This is a genomic window from Streptomyces sp. TLI_185, from assembly GCF_003814765.1.
GTDB lineage: Bacteria > Actinomycetota > Actinomycetes > Streptomycetales > Streptomycetaceae > Streptomyces.
The window spans coordinates 1,403,283-1,423,809 of record NZ_RKRB01000001.1 but is presented as its reverse complement, the minus strand read 5'-3'; the positions used below and the strand labels follow the sequence as shown (position 1 = coordinate 1,423,809).

The window sequence follows — 20,527 nt, the reverse complement described above, 5'->3', positions numbered from 1 at the left end:
TATCCGCCACCCTTTCCGAACGGCTTTCGCGCTTCGGATGATCTCCACGGGCATGCGCTTTCTCAACTGTCAGGCAGCTAAGGGCGGATGAAGCGGAACTGAACAGTCCGTCGTTCCGCGTAAGAAGGGGGTAAGCGCTTCCTGTCCGTCAACCAGGCGTCGTCAAAAGGTAATTCGTGCGTCGCCCGCCCGTCCTGAAGCACCGGTTCCAATTGATCAGCGAAACGCGGCACTGCGGAAGGCAAGCGAAGATGTCCGGAGTAGGCCCGGGAACACGTCACTACACCGTTGTCTGTTCCTCCTGCGGAACCCGTTACGAGGACGACGGTCTCCTCCTCGACTGCTCCCGTCGGCACGAACCGGCATTCCTGCGCACCGAGTACAACAGCGAGCAGAACACAACCGGAACCCGCGTCGGTGAAAGCACCGGCCTGTTCCGGCATGCCCCGCTGCTGCCGGTGGCGCGCTCCTTCCCCGACGTTCCGGGCCCGGTCGTTTACCGCGCCGAGCGGCTCGGGCGCCGTATCGGTCTCGACCGGCTGTGGGTCGCCTTCAACGGGTACTGGCCCGAACGCAGGGCGGCCCTGCCGACCTGTACGTTCAAGGACCTGGAGGCATACACGGTGCTCGGCCGGCTGCCCGCCGGGCCGCCCGTGCTCGTGATTCCCTCCGCAGGCAACACCGCCGCCGCCTTCGCCTGGGCCGCCACCCGCCACCAGGTGCCCTGCCTGCTCGTGGTGCCCGCACCGGCCCTGGAACGGATGCGCTTCCCCGCACCGCTCGAGCCCTGCGTCCGGCTCGTCGTCCTCGACGGCACCGCCACCTACAGCGACGCCATCGCCTGCGCCGACCTGCTGTCCGCCCTGCCCGGCCACCATGCCGAGGGCGGCGCGCGCAACGTCGGCCGGCGCGACGGCCTGGGTACCGTCATGCTGGCCGCAGCGGATGCCCTGGGGCGGCTGCCGGAGACCTATGTGCAGGCCGTCGGCAGCGGCACCGGAGCCATCGGCGCCCACGAGGCGGCCCGCAGGCTGCGCGCCGACGGCGAGAGACTGCCCCGCCTGCTGATGTGCCAGAACGCGCCCTTCGCGCCGCTGTACGACGCCTGGCGATGTACCGGCGCGGCTCCGGCTCACCAGGACCGGGACAGCGACAGTGATCGCGAGCTGGAGCCGCTGGCACGCGAACTGACCAACCGGCGCCCGCCGTTCGCCGTCCGCGGCGGTGTGCGCGACGTGCTCACCGAGAGCGGCGGGGACGTCCTGTGCACCGACAACGTTGCGGCCCTCGCCGCCATGGCCCTCTTCGAGGAGGTCGAGGGCATCGATATCGAGCCGGGTGCCGGAGTGGCACTGGCCGCCCTGGCCGAGGCGGCACGGGGCGGCCACGTCCGCCGCGACGAACTCGTCCTCCTCAACATCACCGGAGGCGGCCGGGCCCGACAGGCCCGCGACCTGCCGCTGATCCCCGCCGAGCCCTGGCTGCGCGTGCCCTGGCCCGGCCGCGACGAGGGCCCGCGGGTCGTGGCCGAGCTCGTGGCCCGGCAGCTGACCGGCCCCGCGGCGGTCACGGAGGCCGCCCGATGACGCTCCCGCACGCTCTGGACGTGTCCGCCGCCCAGCGCTCGATGTGGTTCGGGCAGCGGCTCGATCCCGCCGGGCCCGCCTACAACGTGGGCGAATACACCGAGATCCACGGCCCCGTCGACCCCGTCCGCTTCCGGACGGCCGTCCGGCAGGTGGTGACGGCCACCGAGACACTGCGGGTCCGGTTCACGGCCGAGGACGACACCGTCCGCCAACTCGTCGACACCGACCCCGCCTGGGACCTGCCCGTCGTCGACCTCACGGGCGAAGCCGACCCCCGGTCGGCCGCCGAGGCCTGGATGGCCGCCGACTTCACCACACCGTTCGACGCCGAACGGTCACCGCTCTTCCGGTACGCCCTGCTGCACCTCACGGCCACCCACTGGATCTGGTACCAGCGCTACCACCACATCGCCGTCGACGGCTACAGCTGCTCCCTCCTCGCGCGCCGGGTCGCCGACGCCTACAGCGCCCTCGTCGCGGGCACGCCGCACACCCCGCCGCCCGCGCCCCTCGCCCCGCTGGTCGCCGCGGACGAGGCCTACCGCGCCGGCCAACGGCACGCGTCGGACCGGGAGTTCTGGACGTCCGCGCTCGCCGACCGCCCCGACCCGGTGAGCCTGTCCGCCCGTCCGCCGCATGTCGCCGGGAGTTTCCTGCGCCGTACCGGTCATCTCCCTCAGGCAGCAGGGAACTTGGTGCACGCCGCCGCCGAACAGGCCGGTACCCGCTGGTCGCGCGTCCTGCTCGCGGCGACCGCCGCCTATCTGCACCGGCTCACCGGAGCCCGGGACATCGTTCTGGGCCTCGCCGTCACCGCCCGCGAGAGCGAGACGGAACTCGCCACGCCGGGCATGGCGTCCAACGTGCTTCCGCTGCGGCTGTCCGTACGGCCCGACACCACGGCCCGCGACCTCGTACGCCGGACGGCGTCCGCCACCCGCGACCTGCTGGCGCACCAGCGGTACCGCGGCGAGGACCTGCGCCGGGACCGGGACCGGCCGCAGGACGGGCCGCGCTTCTTCGGGCCCGTCGTCAACATCATGGCGTTCGGCCCGGAGCTGCGGTTCGCCGGGCATGCCACCACCCGCCACAACCTGTCCACGGGACCCGTCGAGGACCTCGCCGTCAACGTGTACGACCGTGCCGACGGCGACGGCATCCGCATCGACCTCGACGCGGGTCCCGACCACTACACGGAAGCCGAACTGGCCGCCCATCACCGGCGCTTCGCCCGTTTCGTGGAGCACTTCGCCCAAGCCGTCGTCGCCACCGGCACCCCGGTCGGCCGGGTCGAGGTGGCATTGCCGGAGGAGCGTGCGGATGCCCGGCTCGTCGGCTCCGGCGCGCCCGCGGGAGCAGCGACGACCGTGCCGGAACTCTTCGCGGCGCGGGCCGCGGCCACCCCCGATGCCACGGCGCTCATCCAGGGCGAACGCACCACCACCTACCGGCAGTTGAATGCCCGCGCCAACCGGCTCGCGCACCGGCTGATCACCCTCGGCGTCCGCCCGGAGGACCGCGTGGCGGTCCTGCTGGACCGCTCCGACGGACTCCTCGCCGTGCTCCTGGCCGTACTCAAGGCGGGCGCCGCATACGTCGGCCTCGACCCGCGCGCACCGGCTGCCCGCACCCGGCAGATCCTGGCCGAGACCGGCGCGAGCGTCCTGCTGACCGACACCGAGCCGACCGAGCCGTACGACGGGGTGACCACGGTCGGTCCCGGGGCCCCGGGGCTCGCCGCCGAACCGGACACGGACCCCCCGGTGCTCATGCACCCCGCCCAGCTCGCCTACGTCAGCTACACCTCCGGATCCACCGGCACCCCCAAGGGCGTCGCCGTCACCCATCGCGACGTCACCGCCCTGGCCGCCGACTCGGCGTTCGCAGACGGCGCGCACGCGCGCGTGCTGGTGCACTCGCCGACGGCGTTCGACGCCTCCACCTACGAGATGTGGGTGCCGCTGCTGAACGGCGGCACCGCCGTGGTCGCCGGGCCGGAGGAGGACGTGGACGCGGCCGCGGTCGCTCGCCTGACGGAGCGGCACGGGCTGACGGCTCTGTGGCTCACCGCCGGGCTGTTCCGCCTCGCCGCCGAGGAGGACCCGGGCTGCTTCGCGGGGCTGCGCCAGGTGTGGACCGGCGGAGAGGCCGTGCCCGCGCCGGCGGTCCGCCGGGTCCTGGCAGCCTGCCCCGGGCTGACCGTCACCGACGGCTACGGACCCACCGAGACGACCACCTTCGCCACCTCCCGCCCCTGCACGGCGGACGCGCCCGTGCCCGACCCGCTGCCGATCGGCCGCCCTCTGGACGGCATGCGCGCCTACGTCCTCGACGGCGCCCTGCAGCCACTCCCACCGGGGACCGTGGGGGAGTTGTACATTGCCGGACCCGGTGTGGCCCGCGGCTACCTCGGCCGCCCCGGCACCACCGCCGAACGCTTCACCGCCGACCCGTACGGCCCGCCCGGCGCCCGCATGTACCGCACCGGCGACCACGCGCGCGTGACGGCCGACGGCGAGCTGGAGTTCCACGGCCGCACCGACGGCCAGGTCAAACTCCGCGGCTTCCGCATCGAACTGGGCGAGATCGAGACGGCACTCGCCGCCCACCCCGAGGTCACCCAGGCGGTGGTTGTCGTCCGCGAGGACAGGCCGGGCGCTCGCCGACTGGTCGCGTACGCGGTCTGTACCGAGGGCAAGGCCACGACGACGGGTGAACCGCGGGCCCCCGGCACTGCAGCTGCAACGTCGACCTCGGACGTCCCCTCGGCAGAGGATGCGGCATCCGCGCCGGAGACCCGGCGAGCTGAAGGTGCCTCGTCGGTGTGGGCGGCCGGCCGCATCGAGGATGCGGGGCTGGTGACAGAGGCCGGGCATGCGGCGGATCCGGCGCCGGAGCAGGCGGGCGGGAGCGCCGGGTCGGCTTCGGACGTCCCGTTCGCCGAAGGTCCCGCGGCTGCGTCGCAAGCCGGGTTTGCAGGAAATGCGCGGTCCGCGGTCGTGATCCTGCGGGCCGCGGGGGCGGCGGGGTCGGGGGCCGAGAGGACCGTCGGCGCCAGGTCGACCTTGGACGTCCCGTCCGCCAAAGCTGCCGAGTCCGACCCGGAGCTTCAGCGCGCCGATGGCGCCGTATCAACGCCGGAGCCCCGCCGGGCCGAGGACGCCGGATCGAACCCGGACGCCCCGGCCCTCGACGCCACCGCGCCCACCCTCGGTGCTTCGCCCGCCGACGATCCGGCTTCTGTCCCTGGTGCGTTGGCGGCTGGCCGTCCGGCTCCTGCCTCCGGTGTTGTGGCGACCGAGCACCCCGCTCCCACCCTCCGCGCCCAGCCCGCCCACCGTGCCGCCCCCACCCCCGAAACCCTGCGCGACCACCTCGCCGCCTGCCTGCCCGACTTCATGATCCCCTCGGCCGTCGTCGTCCTCGACCGGCTGCCGCTGACCCCCAACGGCAAGCTCGACCGGGCCGCGCTGCCCGCCCCGCCCACCGCTGCCGCCCCGCAGGCCCACGCGCCGCGCACGCCCCACGAAGACGTCCTGTGCGCCCTCTTCGCCGACCTGCTCGGCCTCCCGGACGTCGGCCCCCGCGACAGCTTCTTCGCGCTCGGCGGACATTCGCTGCTCGCCCTTCGTCTCCTCGGACGCATCCGTACCACCCTGGGCGTCGAACTGACCCTGCGTGACGTCTTCCAGGCGCCCACTCCGACCGGCCTCGCCCGGTTGTCACCGGGCGCCGGGGCGGCCGTACGCCCCGCCCTGCGGCCGGCTCCGCGCACCGCTCTCGGCGAGACCCCGCTGTCGTCCGCCCAGCGGCGGCTGTGGTTCCTGCACCGGCTGGAGGGCCCGAGCGCGGCCTACAACATCCCCGTCGCCGTACGGCTGACCGGCGCCGGCCTCGACGTGGACGCCCTGCGCGCGGCCCTCGCCGACCTCGTCGCCCGGCACGAGATCCTGCGCACCGTCTACCCGGATGCCGACGGTCTGCCGTGCCAGCGGCTGCTGCAGTCCTGTCTGCCGGATCTGCAAGCCGATCACGTGACCGAGGCCGAACTGCCTCAGCGGCTGGCCCAGTTGGCGGGGGAGGGGTTCGAGCTCTCTGCGGGTGTCCCGTTCCGCGCGCACCTCCTTGCCCTCGGCCCCGAGGACCACGTCCTCCTCCTCGTCCTGCACCACATCGCCGCCGACGGCTGGTCCCTCGACCCGCTGCTGCTCGACCTGGCGACCGCCTATCGGGCCCGGCTGGAGGGCCGGGAGCCGGACCGGGTGCCCCTGCCCGTCCAGTACGCCGACTACTGCGTCTGGCAGCGCGAGGTGCTCGGCGACGACCAGGAGCGTCAACTCGACCACTGGCGCCGGGCGCTCGCCGGACTTCCCGACGAACTCCCGCTCCCCGCCGACCGCCCCCGCCCGGTCCGCGCCACCCACCGGGGCGGCGACATCCCCGTCCGGCTGGACGCGGACCTGCACCGACGGCTGCGGACCCTGGCCGACGAGACCGGCACGACGGTGTTCATGGTGGTGCAGGCCGGCCTTGCCGCCCTGCTGACCCGGCTGGGGGCGGGCAGCGACATCCCGCTGGGCACGCCGGTCGCCGGCCGCGCCGACGAGGCGCTTGACGACCTCGTCGGCTGCTTCGTCAACACCCTCGTGCTGCGTACCGACACCTCGGGCGACCCCAGCTTCCGGGAACTGCTCGCCAGGGTCCGGGAGACCGACCTGGCGGCCTACGCCCACCAGGAGCTGCCCTTCGAGTACCTGGTGGAGGCCCTCAATCCGCCCCGCTCACTCGCCCGGCACCCGCTCTTCCAGGTGATGCTCGCCTTCCGCCCCACCGCAGGACCCCGCCTCGACCTCCCCGGACTGCACGCCCGGACGCTGCCCGTGGAGACCGGCGCCACCAAGATCGACCTGACCTTCAACCTGGGCGAGCAGCGAGCCCCCGACGGCTCCCCGGACGGGATCGAAGGCATCCTCCAGTACAGCGCCGACCTCTTCGACCGGCGCACGGCCGAGGACCTGGCCGCCCGTCTGGAGCGGCTGCTGCGGACCGCGGTCGACCATCCCGACCGCGCCATCGGCACCCATGACATCCTCGCCGACCGCGAGCGCCACCGGCTTCTGACCGAGTTCAACGACACGGCACGCGACGTGCCGGACACCACCTTCCCCCGCCTCTTCGAGGCGCGCGCCGCCGAGGCGCCGGACACCGTCGCCGTCGAGGACGGCACCAACGCGCTGACGTATCGTCAACTGAGCGAGCGAGCCGGTCGTTTGGCGCGCGTCCTCATCTCGCACGGTGCCGGTCCGGGGCGGATCGTCGCGTTCTCGCTGCCCCGGTCGGTCGATCTCGCGGTCGCCGTGCTCGCCGTTCTCAAGGCCGGCGCCGCGTATCTGCCGCTGGACCCGGAACATCCTGCCGAGCGCACCGCCTATCTGCTCGCGGACGCAGATCCGGTGTGTCTGATCGCCCGGGACCGGCTTCCCGCCGACTGCCGCGTCGGCTGTGCCGTCGTGGATCCCGACGCGGCCCCGGACGGTCCGGATGCGCCTCTTCCCGAGGCCCGACCCTCCGACCCCGCCTATCTGATCTACACCTCCGGCACCACCGGCCGCCCGAAGGGCGTCGTCGTCGAGCACCGCAACCTCACCACCTACGTGGCCCGTTGCGTCGAGGCGTACCCGAGTCTGCGTGGCACCTCGCTGCTGCACGCGACGATGTCCTTCGACGCCACCGTGACCACCCTGCACGGGGCGCTCGCCGCCGGCGGCCGGGTGCACGTCGCCGGCTTCCACGACGCGGGTGCGACGCCGGCGAACGGCGGATACACCTTCCTCAAGGCGACCCCCAGCCACCTCCCGTTGCTGCCCGCCCTGCCGCACGACCTCTCGCCCACCGAGGAGTTCATGCTCGGTGGCGAGGCACTGGTCGGCGAGGCCCTGCGCACCTGGCGAGGCGACCACCCCGCCGTACGCCTGATCAACCACTACGGCCCGACCGAGCTCACCGTCGGCTGCACCGACCACCGCATCGAGCCCGGCGAAGAACTGCCGACCGGGCCGGTGCCCATCGGCCGCCCCATGTGGAACACCCGGGCATATGTGCTCGACGCCCGGCTGAACCCGGTACCGGTCGGTGTCGAGGGCGAGTTGTACGTATCCGGCGATCACGTGGCCCGCGGCTACTGGAGGCGGCCCGGTCTGACCGCCGAGCGGTTCGTCGCCGACCCCTTCGATCCGTCCGGCGGGCGCATGTACCGGACCGGTGACCTGGCCGTGTGGCGGGCCGACGGCACCTTGGAGCTGCGCGGGCGGGCCGACGGCCAGCTCAAGCTCCGCGGACTGCGGATCGAGCCCGGCGAGGTCGAGGGCGTGCTCACCGCCCATCCGGCCGTCGCCCAGGCGGCGGTAGTGGTGCGCGAGGACCGGGCCGGCGTCCGGCGCCTGGTCGGATACGTCGTCGGAGCCGCCGAGGCCGACTGCCCAGCCGTCCTCGCGTACACCGCCCGTCGGCTGCCCGCCCACATGGTCCCCGAGGCGCTCGTGGCGCTCGACGCGCTGCCGATGACCCCCAATGGCAAGCTGGACCGAGCCGCCCTGCCCGCACCGGCCGCCACCCGGGAGACGACGACGGGACGGGCCCCGCGCACCCCGCAGGAGGCGGCCCTCCGGGACGTGTTCGCCGAGGTCCTCGGGGTCCCTGCCGACGCCGTCGGTGTCGACGAGGGCTTCTTCGACCTGGGTGGCGACAGCATCACCTCCATCCACCTGGTGAGCCGCGCGCTCGCCGAAGGGCTGCGGCTGACCCCGCGAGACGTGTTCGAGCGCCGTACGGTCGCCGGTCTCGCCACCGTGGCGGCCGATCGGCCGACTCCCGGTTCGGTCCCGGAACAGGACTCACCGATCGGCACCCTGCCCCTCACCCCGGCCATGCACCGGCTGCGTGAACGCGGCGGTCCGATCGGTGCGTTCAGCCAGTCGGTGCTGCTCGTCACCCCGGCGGGCGCGGACGAGAAGCGCCTGACCGCGGCGCTGCAGGCTGTGCTCGACCACCACGACGTCCTGCGGATGCGTCTGACACCCGACGGACGGGTGGCCGAGATTCCGCCTCCCGGGACCGTCGACGCGGCCACGGTGCTGGACTGCATCGCCGGACCGGTCGACTTCGCACAGGTACTGAACAAGTCGGCGTCACAACTCGGGCCGGGCCTGGGCCAGTTGCTGCGCGCAGTGTGGTGCGATGCCGGTCCCGGCCGCCCCGGACGGCTGCTGCTGACCATCCATCACCTCGCCGTGGACGGCGTGTCCTGGCGCATCCTGTGCTCCGACCTGGCCGCGGCCTGGCGCGAGGAGGACCTGCCCGAGCGGGGCACCTCCTTCCGGCACTGGGCCCGCCTGCTGGAGCGGGAGGCCCGCGCCCCGGCACGGACAGCCGAAGTGGACGCCTGGCGCCGCGTGTTGGAGGACCCCGGTCCGCTGCTGGGCGCGCGTCGACCCGACCCTCGGCGAGACGTCGTCGGCGGGATGCGCCATCTCACCCGGCAGCTCCCGGCCGAGGCCACCAACCATCTGCTCACCACCGTGCCCGCCGCCTTCCACGCCGGACCCGAGGACGTCCTGCTGGCCGCGCTGGCCGCCGCATTCGTGTACTGGCGGCGCTCCAAGGACGGCCGTCCGGCCCTGCTGCTGGACGTCGAGCGGCACGGCCGCGAGGAGCTCGCCGACGGACTGGACCTGTCGCGGACGGTTGGCTGGTTCACCAGCGTCGTGCCCGCCCGGCTCGACCTCACCGGAGTCGACCCCGCAGATCCGGCCCAGGTCCTCAAGGCCGTGAAGGAACAGCTGCGGTCCGTCCCGGACCACGGCATCGGATTCGGCCTGCTGCGCCATCTCGACCCGTCGAAGGGGCCGCTCCTCGCCGCACTCCCGACGCCAGAGGTCGGCTTCAACTACCTGGGCAGGACGGCCCGTTCGGCCGACGGCGACTGGTCCCTCGCGCCGGAGTCGCTGCGCAACCTGGGCGCCGTGCACGACCCCGCCATGCCCGTGGCCCACGGCCTGGAGATCACCGCCGTGACCACCGAGGACGGCCGGCTCGACACCACCTGGTCCTGGGCCCCCGGCATCTGGTCCGAGGACGACGTACGCGCCCTCGCGGACCGGTGGATGGCGGAGCTGACCGCGCAGGCCGAGGGCGGCACCGGCGCGACGGGCGGGCACACCCCGTCCGACCTGCCCCTTGTGTCGCTGTCCCAAGCAGAGATCGACGAACTCGAAGCCGAGTTCGGCAATGAGTGGAGGTAACCCAGGTGACTCGGTCCGGTTCCGGAATCGCCGACATCCTGCCCCTGTCACCGCTGCAGGAGGGCCTGCTCTTCCACGCCCTGTACGACGACGAGCAGTCCCCCGACCTCTACGCGACCCAGCAGATCCTCGATCTGGAAGGTCCCGTCGACCCCGCGGCCGTACGCGCCACCGGACAGGCCCTGCTCGACCGGCACCCCAACCTGCGCGCCTGCTTCCGCCGCCGCGACACCGGACGGCCCCTGCAGATCGTGCCCACGGACGTCGAACTCCCCTGGGCAGAAGTCGACTTGACGGCCCTCGGGGAGAGCGAGCGCGCCAAGGAGTGGACACGGCTGCTGGATGAGGAACGCGCCCGCCGCTTCGACCTCGCCAAGCCGCCGCTTCTGCGGTACCTGCTGGTCAGGTGGTCCCAGGACCGCTACCGCCTGCTCGTCACCAACCACCACATCCTGCTGGACGGCTGGTCGAAGCAGCTGCTGGTACGGGAGTTCACCGCGCTGCACGCCGGCGAGCACCCCACCGCCCTGCCGCCGGCGCCCGCCTACCGCGACTACCTCGCCTGGCTGGAACGGCAGGACCGCACCGCCGCCGAGGCCGCCTGGCGCGACGCCCTGTCGGATGCGGACGAGCCCACCCTGCTCGCCCCCGGCCCCGCCACCACCGCCCTGCCCCGCGAACTCGTCCTCGAACTCCCCGAACAGCTGAGCAGCGCGGGCGAGACCACCGCGCGCTCCCTCGGCATCACCCTCAACACACTCGTCCAGGGCGCCTGGGGTGTACTGCTGGGCCGTCTGACCGACCGCACCGACATGGTGTTCGGCCAGACGGTGACCGTGCGCCCGCCCGAACTGCCCAACATCGCCTCCATGGTCGGCTTCTGCATCAACACCGTTCCCACCCGGGTCCGGTGGGACGAGGACGGCAGCGTCACGGACCTCCTCACCACGCTGCACCAGCGGCAGGCGGTCCTGCTCCCGCACCAGCACCTGGGACTCGCTGACATCCGGCGCTCCGCGGGAAGCAGCGGCGAACTCTTCGACACCCTCCTGGCCTTCGAGAACCACCCGGCCACGACCGGCCCCGGGGCCTCCCGGGTCACCCAGCTCACCGGCCGCGACGCCACCCACTACCCGCTCACCCTCGCCGTCCTGCCCGCCCGCCGCCTCGCCCTGCGCCTGTCGTACCGGCCCGACCTGTACGACGAAGCCGGCGCCCGGCAGCTCCTCGACCGGTTCGCCGCCGTACTGGAGGCCTTCGTGGCCGATCCGGCGCGGCGCGTGCGCGAGGTCGAGATCCTGCTGCCGGGGGAGCGGCAGCGGCTGCTGGGCGGGACCGCCCCTACGGCCGTACCATCGTCGGCCACCCTGCCCGAGCTGTTCGCGGACCAGGCGGCCCGCACCCCCGACGCCACCGCAGTCGTGCACGAGGGCACCCGCCTCAGCTATGCGGAACTGGACGCGCGGGCCAACCGCCTGGCACACCTGCTGGCGGCACGCGGTGCGGGCCCGGAGCGGCTGGTGGCTCTCGCGCTGCCGCGTTCCCCGGAGCTGGTGGTGGCCGTCCTGGCGGTCCTGAAGACCGGCGCCGCGTATGTCCCGATGGACCCGGAGTACCCGTCGGACCGACTGGAGTTCATGCTGGCCGACGCCGATCCGGTGCTGCTGCTCACGACGCCGGACGTGGCAGCGGGCCTGCCCCCGTGCGAGGTCCCCGTGGTCACCCCGGACGAGTCGCAGGCGTATCCCGGCACGGCACCCGAGGCGCCGTTCCTGACCGGCGGCCACCTCGCCTACGTCATCTACACCTCGGGCTCGACCGGCCGCCCGAAGGGCGTCGCGGTCCCGCACCGCAACGTCGTACGGCTCTTCTCGGCCACCCGGCACTGGTTCGACTTCGGCCCGGACGACGTGTGGACGCTGTTCCACTCCTACGCGTTCGACTTCTCGGTGTGGGAGCTGTGGGGCGCGCTGCTGCACGGCGGCACGCTCGTGGTCGTCCCGCACGCGGTGAGCCGGGACCCCGAGGAGTTCCTGCGGCTGCTGGCACGCGAGCGCGTCACCGTGCTGAACCAGACGCCCTCGGCCTTCGGTGAACTCTTGCGCGCGGACGCCGCACTGCCGGAGCTCGGGCGCGAACTGGCCTTGCGGTACGTGGTCTTCGGCGGTGAGGCACTCGACTTCACACGGGTCGCCGAGTGGTACACCCGGCACCCGCAGGACGCGCCCGTACTGGTCAACATGTACGGCATCACGGAGACGACGGTCCATGTCACGGGCCTGCCGCTGACCGAGGCCGCGGTGGGCGACCGGCCGCAGGCCGGCGGCATCGGACAGACCATCCCCGACCTGCGCGCTTACGTCCTGGACGCGGGCCTGCGACTGGTGCCGCCGGGCGCGACCGGCGAGCTGTACGTGGCGGGATCGGGCCTGGCGCGCGGGTACCTGGGGCGGCCGGGGCTGACAGCGGGCCGTTTCGTCGCCGACCCGTTCGCCGCCCTTTCCGGCGAACGCATGTACCGCACGGGCGACTTGGTGCGGCGGTCGGCCGACGGGGGGCTGGAGTACCTGGGCCGGGCGGACGACCAGGTCAAGATCCGGGGCTTCCGCATCGAGCTCGGCGAGGTGGAGGCGGCGCTCGCCGACCACCCCGCCGTGGCGCAGGCCGTCGTCCTCGTACGGGACGGACGGCTGGTCGGCTACGCCGTCGGACGAGCCCTCGACGCGGACGCCCTGCGCCGCCACGCGGCGCGGACGCTGCCGGACCACATGGTCCCCTCCACCGTGGTCGTCCTCGACCGGCTGCCACTGACCGCCAACGGCAAGCTGGACCGAGCCGCCCTGCCGGCACCCTCCGTGCACAGCGGCGGCCGCGCCCCGCGCACCCCGCAGGAGGAGATCCTGTGCGGGCTCTTCGCCGACGTCCTCGGCCTGGATCCCCATCTGGTGGGCGCGGACGACGGGTTCTTCGACCGCGGCGGCGACTCCCTGCTCGCCATGCGACTCACGGACCGCATCAGGGGCGCCCTGGGCATCGCGCTGCCCGTACGGGCCGTGTTCGAGGCGGCGACGCCCGCCGCGCTGGCCCTGAGGATCGGCGAAGGCGAGGGCGGCGCCCGGCGCCCCGAACTCACGGCGCGGGAACGCGGGCACGATCCGATTCCGCTCTCCTACGCCCAGCAGCGGCTGTGGTTCCTGAGCCGTCTCGACGGCGCCAACACCTACACCGTCCCCTGGGCCCTGCGCCTCACCGGGCCCCTCGACCGTGAGGCGCTGGAGGCGGCGCTCGCCGATGTCGTGACCCGTCACGAACCGCTGCGCACCCTCCACCCCGACTTCCAGGGCATCCCGTACCAGCGGATCCTGGACCCGGAGGCGGGACGTCCGAAGCTCACCGTCGTACCGGTCGCCGAGGCGGAACTGCCCGCGCTGCTCACCAAGGCCGCAGGGCACCGCTTCGACCTGTCCGCCGAAACACCGCTGCGCGCCACCCTGTTCACCCTCGGCCACGACACGCACGTCCTGCTGCTGCTCTCCCACCACATCGCCGTCGACGGCTGGTCCATGGCGCCGCTGATGCGCGACCTGGAGACCGCGTACACGGCCCGGACCACCGGATGTGCCCCACAGTGGCGGCCACTGCCCGTCCAGTACGCCGACTTCACCCACTGGCAGCGCGAACTGCTCGGGGCGACCGCAGGCGACACACCGGGTCTGCTGGAACCTCAGATCGCCTTCTGGCGCGAGGCGTTGGCCGACGCCCCGGAGGAGCTGCCGCTCCCTGCCGACCGTCCCAGGCCGGCCGAGCCCAGCGGACGCGGCGACCGGGCCGGCCTCACCGTCGACGCGGAGCTGCACGCCGCACTCGCCGACCTCGCCTCAGCCTCCCGGGTCACCCTGTTCATGGTGCTCCAGGCGGGCCTCGCCGCGACGCTGACCAGGCTCGGTTCGGGCACCGACATCACCATGGGCACGCCGGTCGCCGGACGCGCCGACGGCACGCTGGACGACCTGGTCGGTTTCTTCGTCAACAGCCTCACGCTGCGCACCGACACCTCGGGCAACCCCACCTTCCGAGAACTCCTGGACCGTGTCCGGGACTTCGACCTCGCCGCCTACGCCCACCAGGACGTGCCCTTCGACCTGCTCGTGGACGCCCTCAGCCCGCGGCGCACCCTCGCCCGCCATCCGCTGTTCCAGGTGATGCTGGCCTTCACCGGTCACGCCTCGGACGTCGCCCTGTCCCTGCCCGGCCTGGGCGTCGTGCGCGAGCCCGTCGAGACCGGCGCGGCCCGCTTCGACCTCTGTCTCTACCTGAGCGAGCGCCGCCACGACAACGGCACCCCGGCCGGCATCGACGGCATCGCCGAGTACAGCACCGACCTGTTCGACCCGGCCACGGTCGAGTGGCTCACCCGGCGGCTCCTCCGCTTCCTGACCGCTGTCGCCGCCGACCCCGACCTGCGCGTCGAGGACGTGGACCTCCCGGAGGACGACGAACGGCGGCGGCGCGGTCAGTCGAGCGCGGCCTCCGAAGAAGTCCCCGAGGCACCGCCCGCGCCCGGTACCGCGGGGGGACAGGCACCCGCCACCCCGGCCGAGCGCATCCTCGCCGGGCTCTTCCGCGAGCTGCTGGGGCTGCCCGAAGTCCCACTCGACGAGGACTTCTTCGCCCTCGGCGGCGACAGCATCACCTCGATCCGGCTGGTGAGCCGCGCAGCCGAGGCCGGAGTCGTGATCAGCGCCCGGGACGTCTTCAAGCACCAGACGGTGAAGGAACTCGCGGCGGTGGCCCGTGGGCCGGTCGGCGGCACTGCCGACGGTGCGTCCGGTGTCCACGCGACCGACGGAGTGGGCCCGGTCCCGCTCACCCCCATCATGCGGTGGCTGCTCGAACGCGGCGGCCCGATCGGGCGGTTCAGCCAGTCCGTCCTGTTGACGGTCCCGGCGGACGCCGGTCTGTCGCGGCTGACCAAGGCCCTGCAGGCGCTGCTCGACCACCACGACATGCTGCGCTCCCGGCTCACCCCTGCCCCGGAACTCGACGTCAGCCCGGTCGGCCGCGTCCGTGCCGCGGACCTGCTCGACCGACGGGATGTCTCCGGCGTATCCGGCGCGGACGACCTCCACGCGTGCGTGGCCGAGGAGTTCGACCGGGCTGTGGCACTGCTCGATCCGGGGGCCGGCGCGATGATCCGGGCGGTGTGGCTCGACGCCGGACCGGATCACGCCGGGCGGCTGCTGCTGGTCGTCCACCACCTGGCCGTGGACGGCGTGTCCTGGCGCATCCTCGTGCCCGATCTGAAAGCCGCCTGGGAGGCCGTCGCGGCCGGACGAAGCCCCCAACTGCCGCCTGTCGGCACATCGTTCCGGCACTGGTCCCTGGCGCTGGGCCGGCATGCGCGTACGCCGTCGCGGGTCGCCGAGGCCGAGCTGTGGCGCCGCATCGGCGACGCCCCGCGCGCCCCGCTGGGCCGACGTCCGCTCGACTCCGACCGGGACACCGCCGCCACCACGTGCTCACTGCGGCTCACCCTGCCGGCCGAGACCACGGGACCGCTGCTCACCGCCGTCCCGGCCGCCCTCCACCTCGGTGTCCAGGACGTCCTGCTCACCGGCCTCGCGCTGGCCGTCGCCGACCGGCAGGGCTCCCCGCACGTCGTGCTCGACGTCGAGGGGCACGGCCGCGAGGAGCTGGCGGCCGGGCTCGAACTGTCGGGCACGGTCGGCTGGTTCACCTCGCTCTACCCGGTCCACCTGGATCTGCAGGGCGTGGACGTGAGCGACGCCCTGGCTGCCGGACCCGCTGCCGACCTCGCCGCCACCCGGGTCGCGGAGCGGCTGCGTGAATTGCCCGACCACGGCGTAGGCCACGGTCTGCTGCGCCACCTCAACCCGGACACGGCACCCGAGTTGGCCAAGGCGCCCGCACCGGCGATCGGCTTCAACTACCTCGGCCGGTTCACCGCCCCCGCCGCCACCGGCACCGAGCCGTGGGCCTTCGCCCCCGAGTCGTCTGCACTCGGTACCGGCTGCGACCCCGGCCTCGCCGCCGCCCATGCCCTCGCCATCAACGCGGTCGTCCACGACACGCTCACCGGACCACGGCTGGTGGCCGACTGGGTGTGGCCCGAGGACGTGCTGACCGAGCCGGAGGTACGGGCGCTGGCCGAGTCGTGGTTCACGGCGCTCACCGCACTCGTGTCCCGGGCCGGCAAGGCATCCGGTCCGTCGGTCGCGGGCCTGTCCCGGGACGAGCTGGACGAGCTGACCGCGGGCCTTGAGTAGCGCTCCGCGGGCCCTGTCGATGTGCGGCTCCGCCGCGGGGCCGCGATATGCCGTTCGATCGTCTGAGGCGCCATTGCGGCTGGTCGCGCCCACGCGGCGGAGCCGCATATCGACACAGCCCGGCGCCCCTTCGGGGCGCGACCCAGTAGCCCAGCAGCCACAGAACACAGCGAGACGAGGCGACATGACGCAGCCCGGGCCGGTCGACGTACTGCCCCTGACACCGCTCCAGGAGGGCCTGCTCTTCCATGCTCTGTACGAGCACGAACGAGACGCCCCCGATGTGTACGTCGTGCAGCTGGTCTTCGAACTCGACGGTCCGGTGGACGCCGGCCGCCTCCGCGCGGCCGCTCAGGCACTGCTGGACCGCCATCCGAACCTGCGGGCGGCCTTCCGGCGGCGCCGCGGCGGCCAGCCGGTGCAGGTCGTCCCGCAGCGGGCGACGCTGCCCTGGGCGGAGGCCGATTTGACCGGGCGAGCCATCGACACCGAGAAGGCGTGGACCGTACTGCTAGACGAGGACCGGGGCCTCGGGTTCGACCCCGCCACTCCTCCCCTCCTGCGCTGCACCCTGGTCCGCACCGGCGAGCACCGCCATCGGCTGCTCGTCACCCACCACCACATCCTGCTCGACGGCTGGTCGGTCTCCGTGCTCCTGCGGGAACTACTCGCCCTGTACGCAACCGACGGCGACCCGGCCGTGCTCGCACCCGCCCCGCCGTACCGCACCTTCCTGGAGTGGCTGAACCGCAGGGACCGTATCGCCGCCGAGGCCGCCTGGCGTCGCGCGCTGGCCGACGTGACGGAACCGACCCGACTCGCCCCGGCCGCCACGCCGGGCGCCACCGAGCCCGCACAGGCCCGGACCGAGCTGTCGGCGGACACCGGAGCCGCCCTCACGGCATGCGCCAGGAGCCTCGGCGTGACCGTGAACACCCTCGTCCAGAGCGCCTGGGCGATCCTGCTCGGCCGCCTGACGGGCCGCGACGACGTCGTCTTCGGTGCCACCGTCTCCGGCCGCCCGCCCGAACTCCCCGGTGTCGAGTCGATGGTCGGCCTGTTCATCAACACCATCCCGACGCGGGTCCGGCTGCGGCCCGAGGAGAGCCTGGGCGCCCTGCTCCGCCAGGTCCAGGACGGTTACGTCCGCCTCCTCGACCACCACCATCTCGGCCTGGCCGACATCCAGCGGGCCGTGGGCGTCCCGGAGCTCTTCGACAGCCTCGTCATCTTCGAGAACTATCCGGTGGATCCGGAGGCGAAGGGCGACGGACGTGACGGCGACGGGCTCCGCGTCGTCGGCTCCGGCGGCCGCGACGCCACCCATTACCCCGTGACCCTCGTGGCGCTCCCCGGCCCCCGGCCCCGCTTCCGGCTCGCCTACCACCCGGGACTGTTCGACGCAGGCTGGGCCGACGCCACGCTCGCCCGCCTCGTGCGGATCATCGAGGCAATGGCGGCCGACCCGGAGCTCCCGCAGGGCCGTCTCGGGCTCCTGGCGCCCCGGGAACTCCCGCAGCGGGCCCGGCTCACGCCGCCGGCGACCCGCACCCTCACCGGCCTCTGGTCGGCGCAGGTCGCGGCCACCCCGGACGCCGACGCCGTCCTGGACCGCGGCACCCGTCTCACCTACCGCGAAGTGGACGCCCGGGCCGAGCAGTTGGCCGTTCGCCTGGCCGCCCTCGGAGCAGGCCCGGAGCGGGTCGTGGGCATCGCACTGCCGCGTACGGCGGAGCTGGTCGTCGCCGTGCTTGCTGTACTGAAGTCGGGTGCCCCCTATCTGCCACTCGACCCCGCCTACCCGGCCGACCGGCTGGCGTACATCGTCGCCGACGCCCGCCCGGTCGTCGTCCTCGCGACCGCTGAGACGGCGGAGGCACTACCGCCGGGCACACCGCTGCTCAAGCCCGGGACCAAGGTGACGAGCCCTCAAAACCCGTCCGCCTCACGCACCTTGACACAGGACAATCTCGCCTACATCACATACACCTCCGGCTCCACCGGCCGCCCCAAGGGTGTGCTGGCCACGCACCGCAACGCCGTCGAGTTCGTCGAGTGGACCCATGCGGAGTTCGGTCCCGAGCGGCTGGCCGAGGTGCTGTTCTCGACCTCGCTCAACTTTGACGTGTCGGTGTTCGAGATCTTCTCGCCGCTGCTGTGCGGCGGCCGTATCGAGATCGTCGAGAATCTCCTCGCACTCACCGACGGCATCCCACGGGACGCCGGCCTGATCAGCGGCGTACCCACGGTCATGGCCGGCGTGCTCGCCGAGCGACCGACCGTCTCACCGAACACGGTGGCCCTCGGCGGCGAACCGATCCCCGAACAGCTCAGGGCCGGCATCGAGGCCGCCTTCCCCGGGGCACGGCTCGTCAACTTCTACGGGCCCACCGAGGCGACCATCTATGCCACCGCCTGGCAGTCCGACGCCGAACCGGACGACAAGGGCGCGCCGCCCATCGGCCGCCCCCTCGCCCGCAACCTCGTCCACCTCCTCGACCATGCGCTGCATCCCGTGCCCGACGGGGCCGTCGGCGAGGTGTACGTGGCGGGCGGAGGCCCCGCCCGCGGCTACCTCGGCAGGCCGGGTCTGACGGCCGAACGGTTCGTCGCCGACCCGTTCGGCGGACCGGGGGAGCGGATGTACCGCACGGGCGACCTGGCCGTGCGCGGCTCCGACGGGCAACTGCGCTTCCTGGGCCGGGCCGACCAGCAGGTGAAACTCCGCGGCTTCCGGATCGAACTGGGCGAGATCGAAGCCGTACTCGCCGCACATCCGGCCGTCGCCGAGGCGGCGGCCACGGTGCGGGAGGGCCGGCGCGGCGAGAAACAACTGGTCGCCTACGTCGTACCCGCCGAGGGGGCGGCACCGGCAGCAGATGCCGACGGTCTCCGCGACCACCTCGCCCGCACCCTCCCCGCCCACATGATCCCCTCGGCGTTCGTCGCGCTCGAGGCACTCCCGCACACCGCCAGCGGCAAGCTGGACCGCAAGGCCCTGCCCGCCCCCGACGCGCCGCTCGCCGCGAAGACGGCCCCGCGTACCGAGCGGGAGGAGACCCTGCGTGGAATCTTCGCCGAGGTCCTCGGCCTCGCCCCGGCCCAGGTCGGCGTCCACGACAGCTTCCTCGACCTCGGCGGTCACTCCCTGCTGGCACCCCGCCTGACCGCACGCATCCGCGCCGAACTCGGCGTCGAACTGCCCCTGCGCGCCCTCTTCCACACACCGACCGTGGCGGCGCTGGCCCGGCATCCGGCCGCAGACGACCAGCCCGCAGAGCTGGACCGTCCCGAAGGGCACGGCCAATCCCGCGGCTCGGGTACGGCCCCCGTGGGGCCCCTGCTCCCGCTGCGCACCCGAGGCGACCACGAGCCCCTTTTCTGCCTTCCTCCGGCCTCCGGGCTGTCCTGGGGCTTCGCGGGGCTGGCCCGCCACCTCAACGCCGGCCGCCCGCTGTACGGCCTGCAGTCCCGTGGCCTGATCCCAGGTCAGGAGCGGGCCGGAAGCCTGGCCGAGGTGGTCGCCGAGCACACCGCCCTCATCCGCGAAGTACAGCCGCACGGCCCCTACCACCTGCTCGGCTACTCCATGGGCGGCCTCGTCGCCTTCGACGTCGCCGTCGGCCTCCAGGAGGCCGGAGAGCAGGTCGCACTCCTCGCGCTGCTCGACTCCTTCCCCGGGGCCTGGATCCGGCAGGGCCCCGCCGTGTCCGACCGTCCGGCGCTGTTGCGCAGCCTCCTCACCATTCTCGGCCGGCAGGTGCCCGAGGACGACACGGAACCGTTGACCGAGAGCCGGTTCGCGGAGCTGGTCCGCCGAGTGCCCGACATGCCCGGCAGCCTCGACGACGCCGAACTGGCGGCCCTGGTCGACGTGACGGCGAACAACCGCCGTCTGCTGGGCGAGTTCGCCCCCAGGCCCTACCACGGGGACCTGCTCTTCTTCACCGCCGCACAGGATCCGGACGCGGTCCCGGGCCGGCACCGCTCCTGGCAGCGGTACGTCGAGGGCCGCATCGACAACCACGACATCCCCTGCACGCACGGAGAGATGACCCGGCCCACGTCACTGGACCGCATCGGCCCCGTCCTGGACAGCCGGCTCCGAACACAAACCTCCTCACCCCTTGGCCGCAACCGCGCACCACAGAAGGAACCGTCATGACAACCAGCCCCTTCGACGACGACAGCATCGAGCACCTGGTCCTGGTGAACGACGAGGGCCAGCACTCCCTGTGGCCCGCCTTCGCCGAGGTCCCGGCCGGCTGGACCGTCGTCCACGGCCGTGCGAGCCGTCAGTCCTGCGTGGACCACGTCAACGAGCACTGGACCGACATGCGTCCCAAGAGTC

General features: G+C 73.3%; 4 protein-coding genes and 1 pseudogene. All 5 read left to right on the top strand.

From position 1 onward, the window contains the following. Positions 1 to 251: 251 nt before the first annotated feature. Positions 252 to 1,586 (top strand): cysteate synthase, encoded by a 1,335-nt coding sequence (locus EDD92_RS06395; RefSeq protein ID WP_123963401.1) that lies wholly within the window; start codon positions 252 to 254, stop codon positions 1,584 to 1,586. Next, positions 1,583 to 9,889, top strand: a complete 8,307-nt coding sequence (locus EDD92_RS52075) for a non-ribosomal peptide synthetase (RefSeq protein ID WP_311736756.1) — start codon at positions 1,583 to 1,585, stop codon at positions 9,887 to 9,889. Before EDD92_RS06395 ends, EDD92_RS52075 begins: the two co-directional genes overlap by 4 nt. Positions 9,890 to 9,894: 5 nt before the next feature. Next, on the top strand, positions 9,895 to 16,176 hold the full coding sequence (locus EDD92_RS06380; RefSeq protein ID WP_123963400.1) for a non-ribosomal peptide synthetase: 6,282 nt from the start codon (positions 9,895 to 9,897) through the stop codon (positions 16,174 to 16,176). 184 nt (positions 16,177 to 16,360) lie between these two features. Continuing rightward, complete coding sequence (locus EDD92_RS06375) at positions 16,361 to 20,341, top strand: non-ribosomal peptide synthetase (protein WP_123963399.1); 3,981 nt, start codon at positions 16,361 to 16,363, stop codon at positions 20,339 to 20,341. After that, positions 20,338 to 20,487 (top strand): annotated as a pseudogene (locus EDD92_RS49775) (MbtH family protein); the annotation flags it as partial. The gene EDD92_RS06375 and the pseudogene EDD92_RS49775, both read left to right, overlap by 4 nt. Positions 20,488 to 20,527 lie beyond the last annotated feature (40 nt).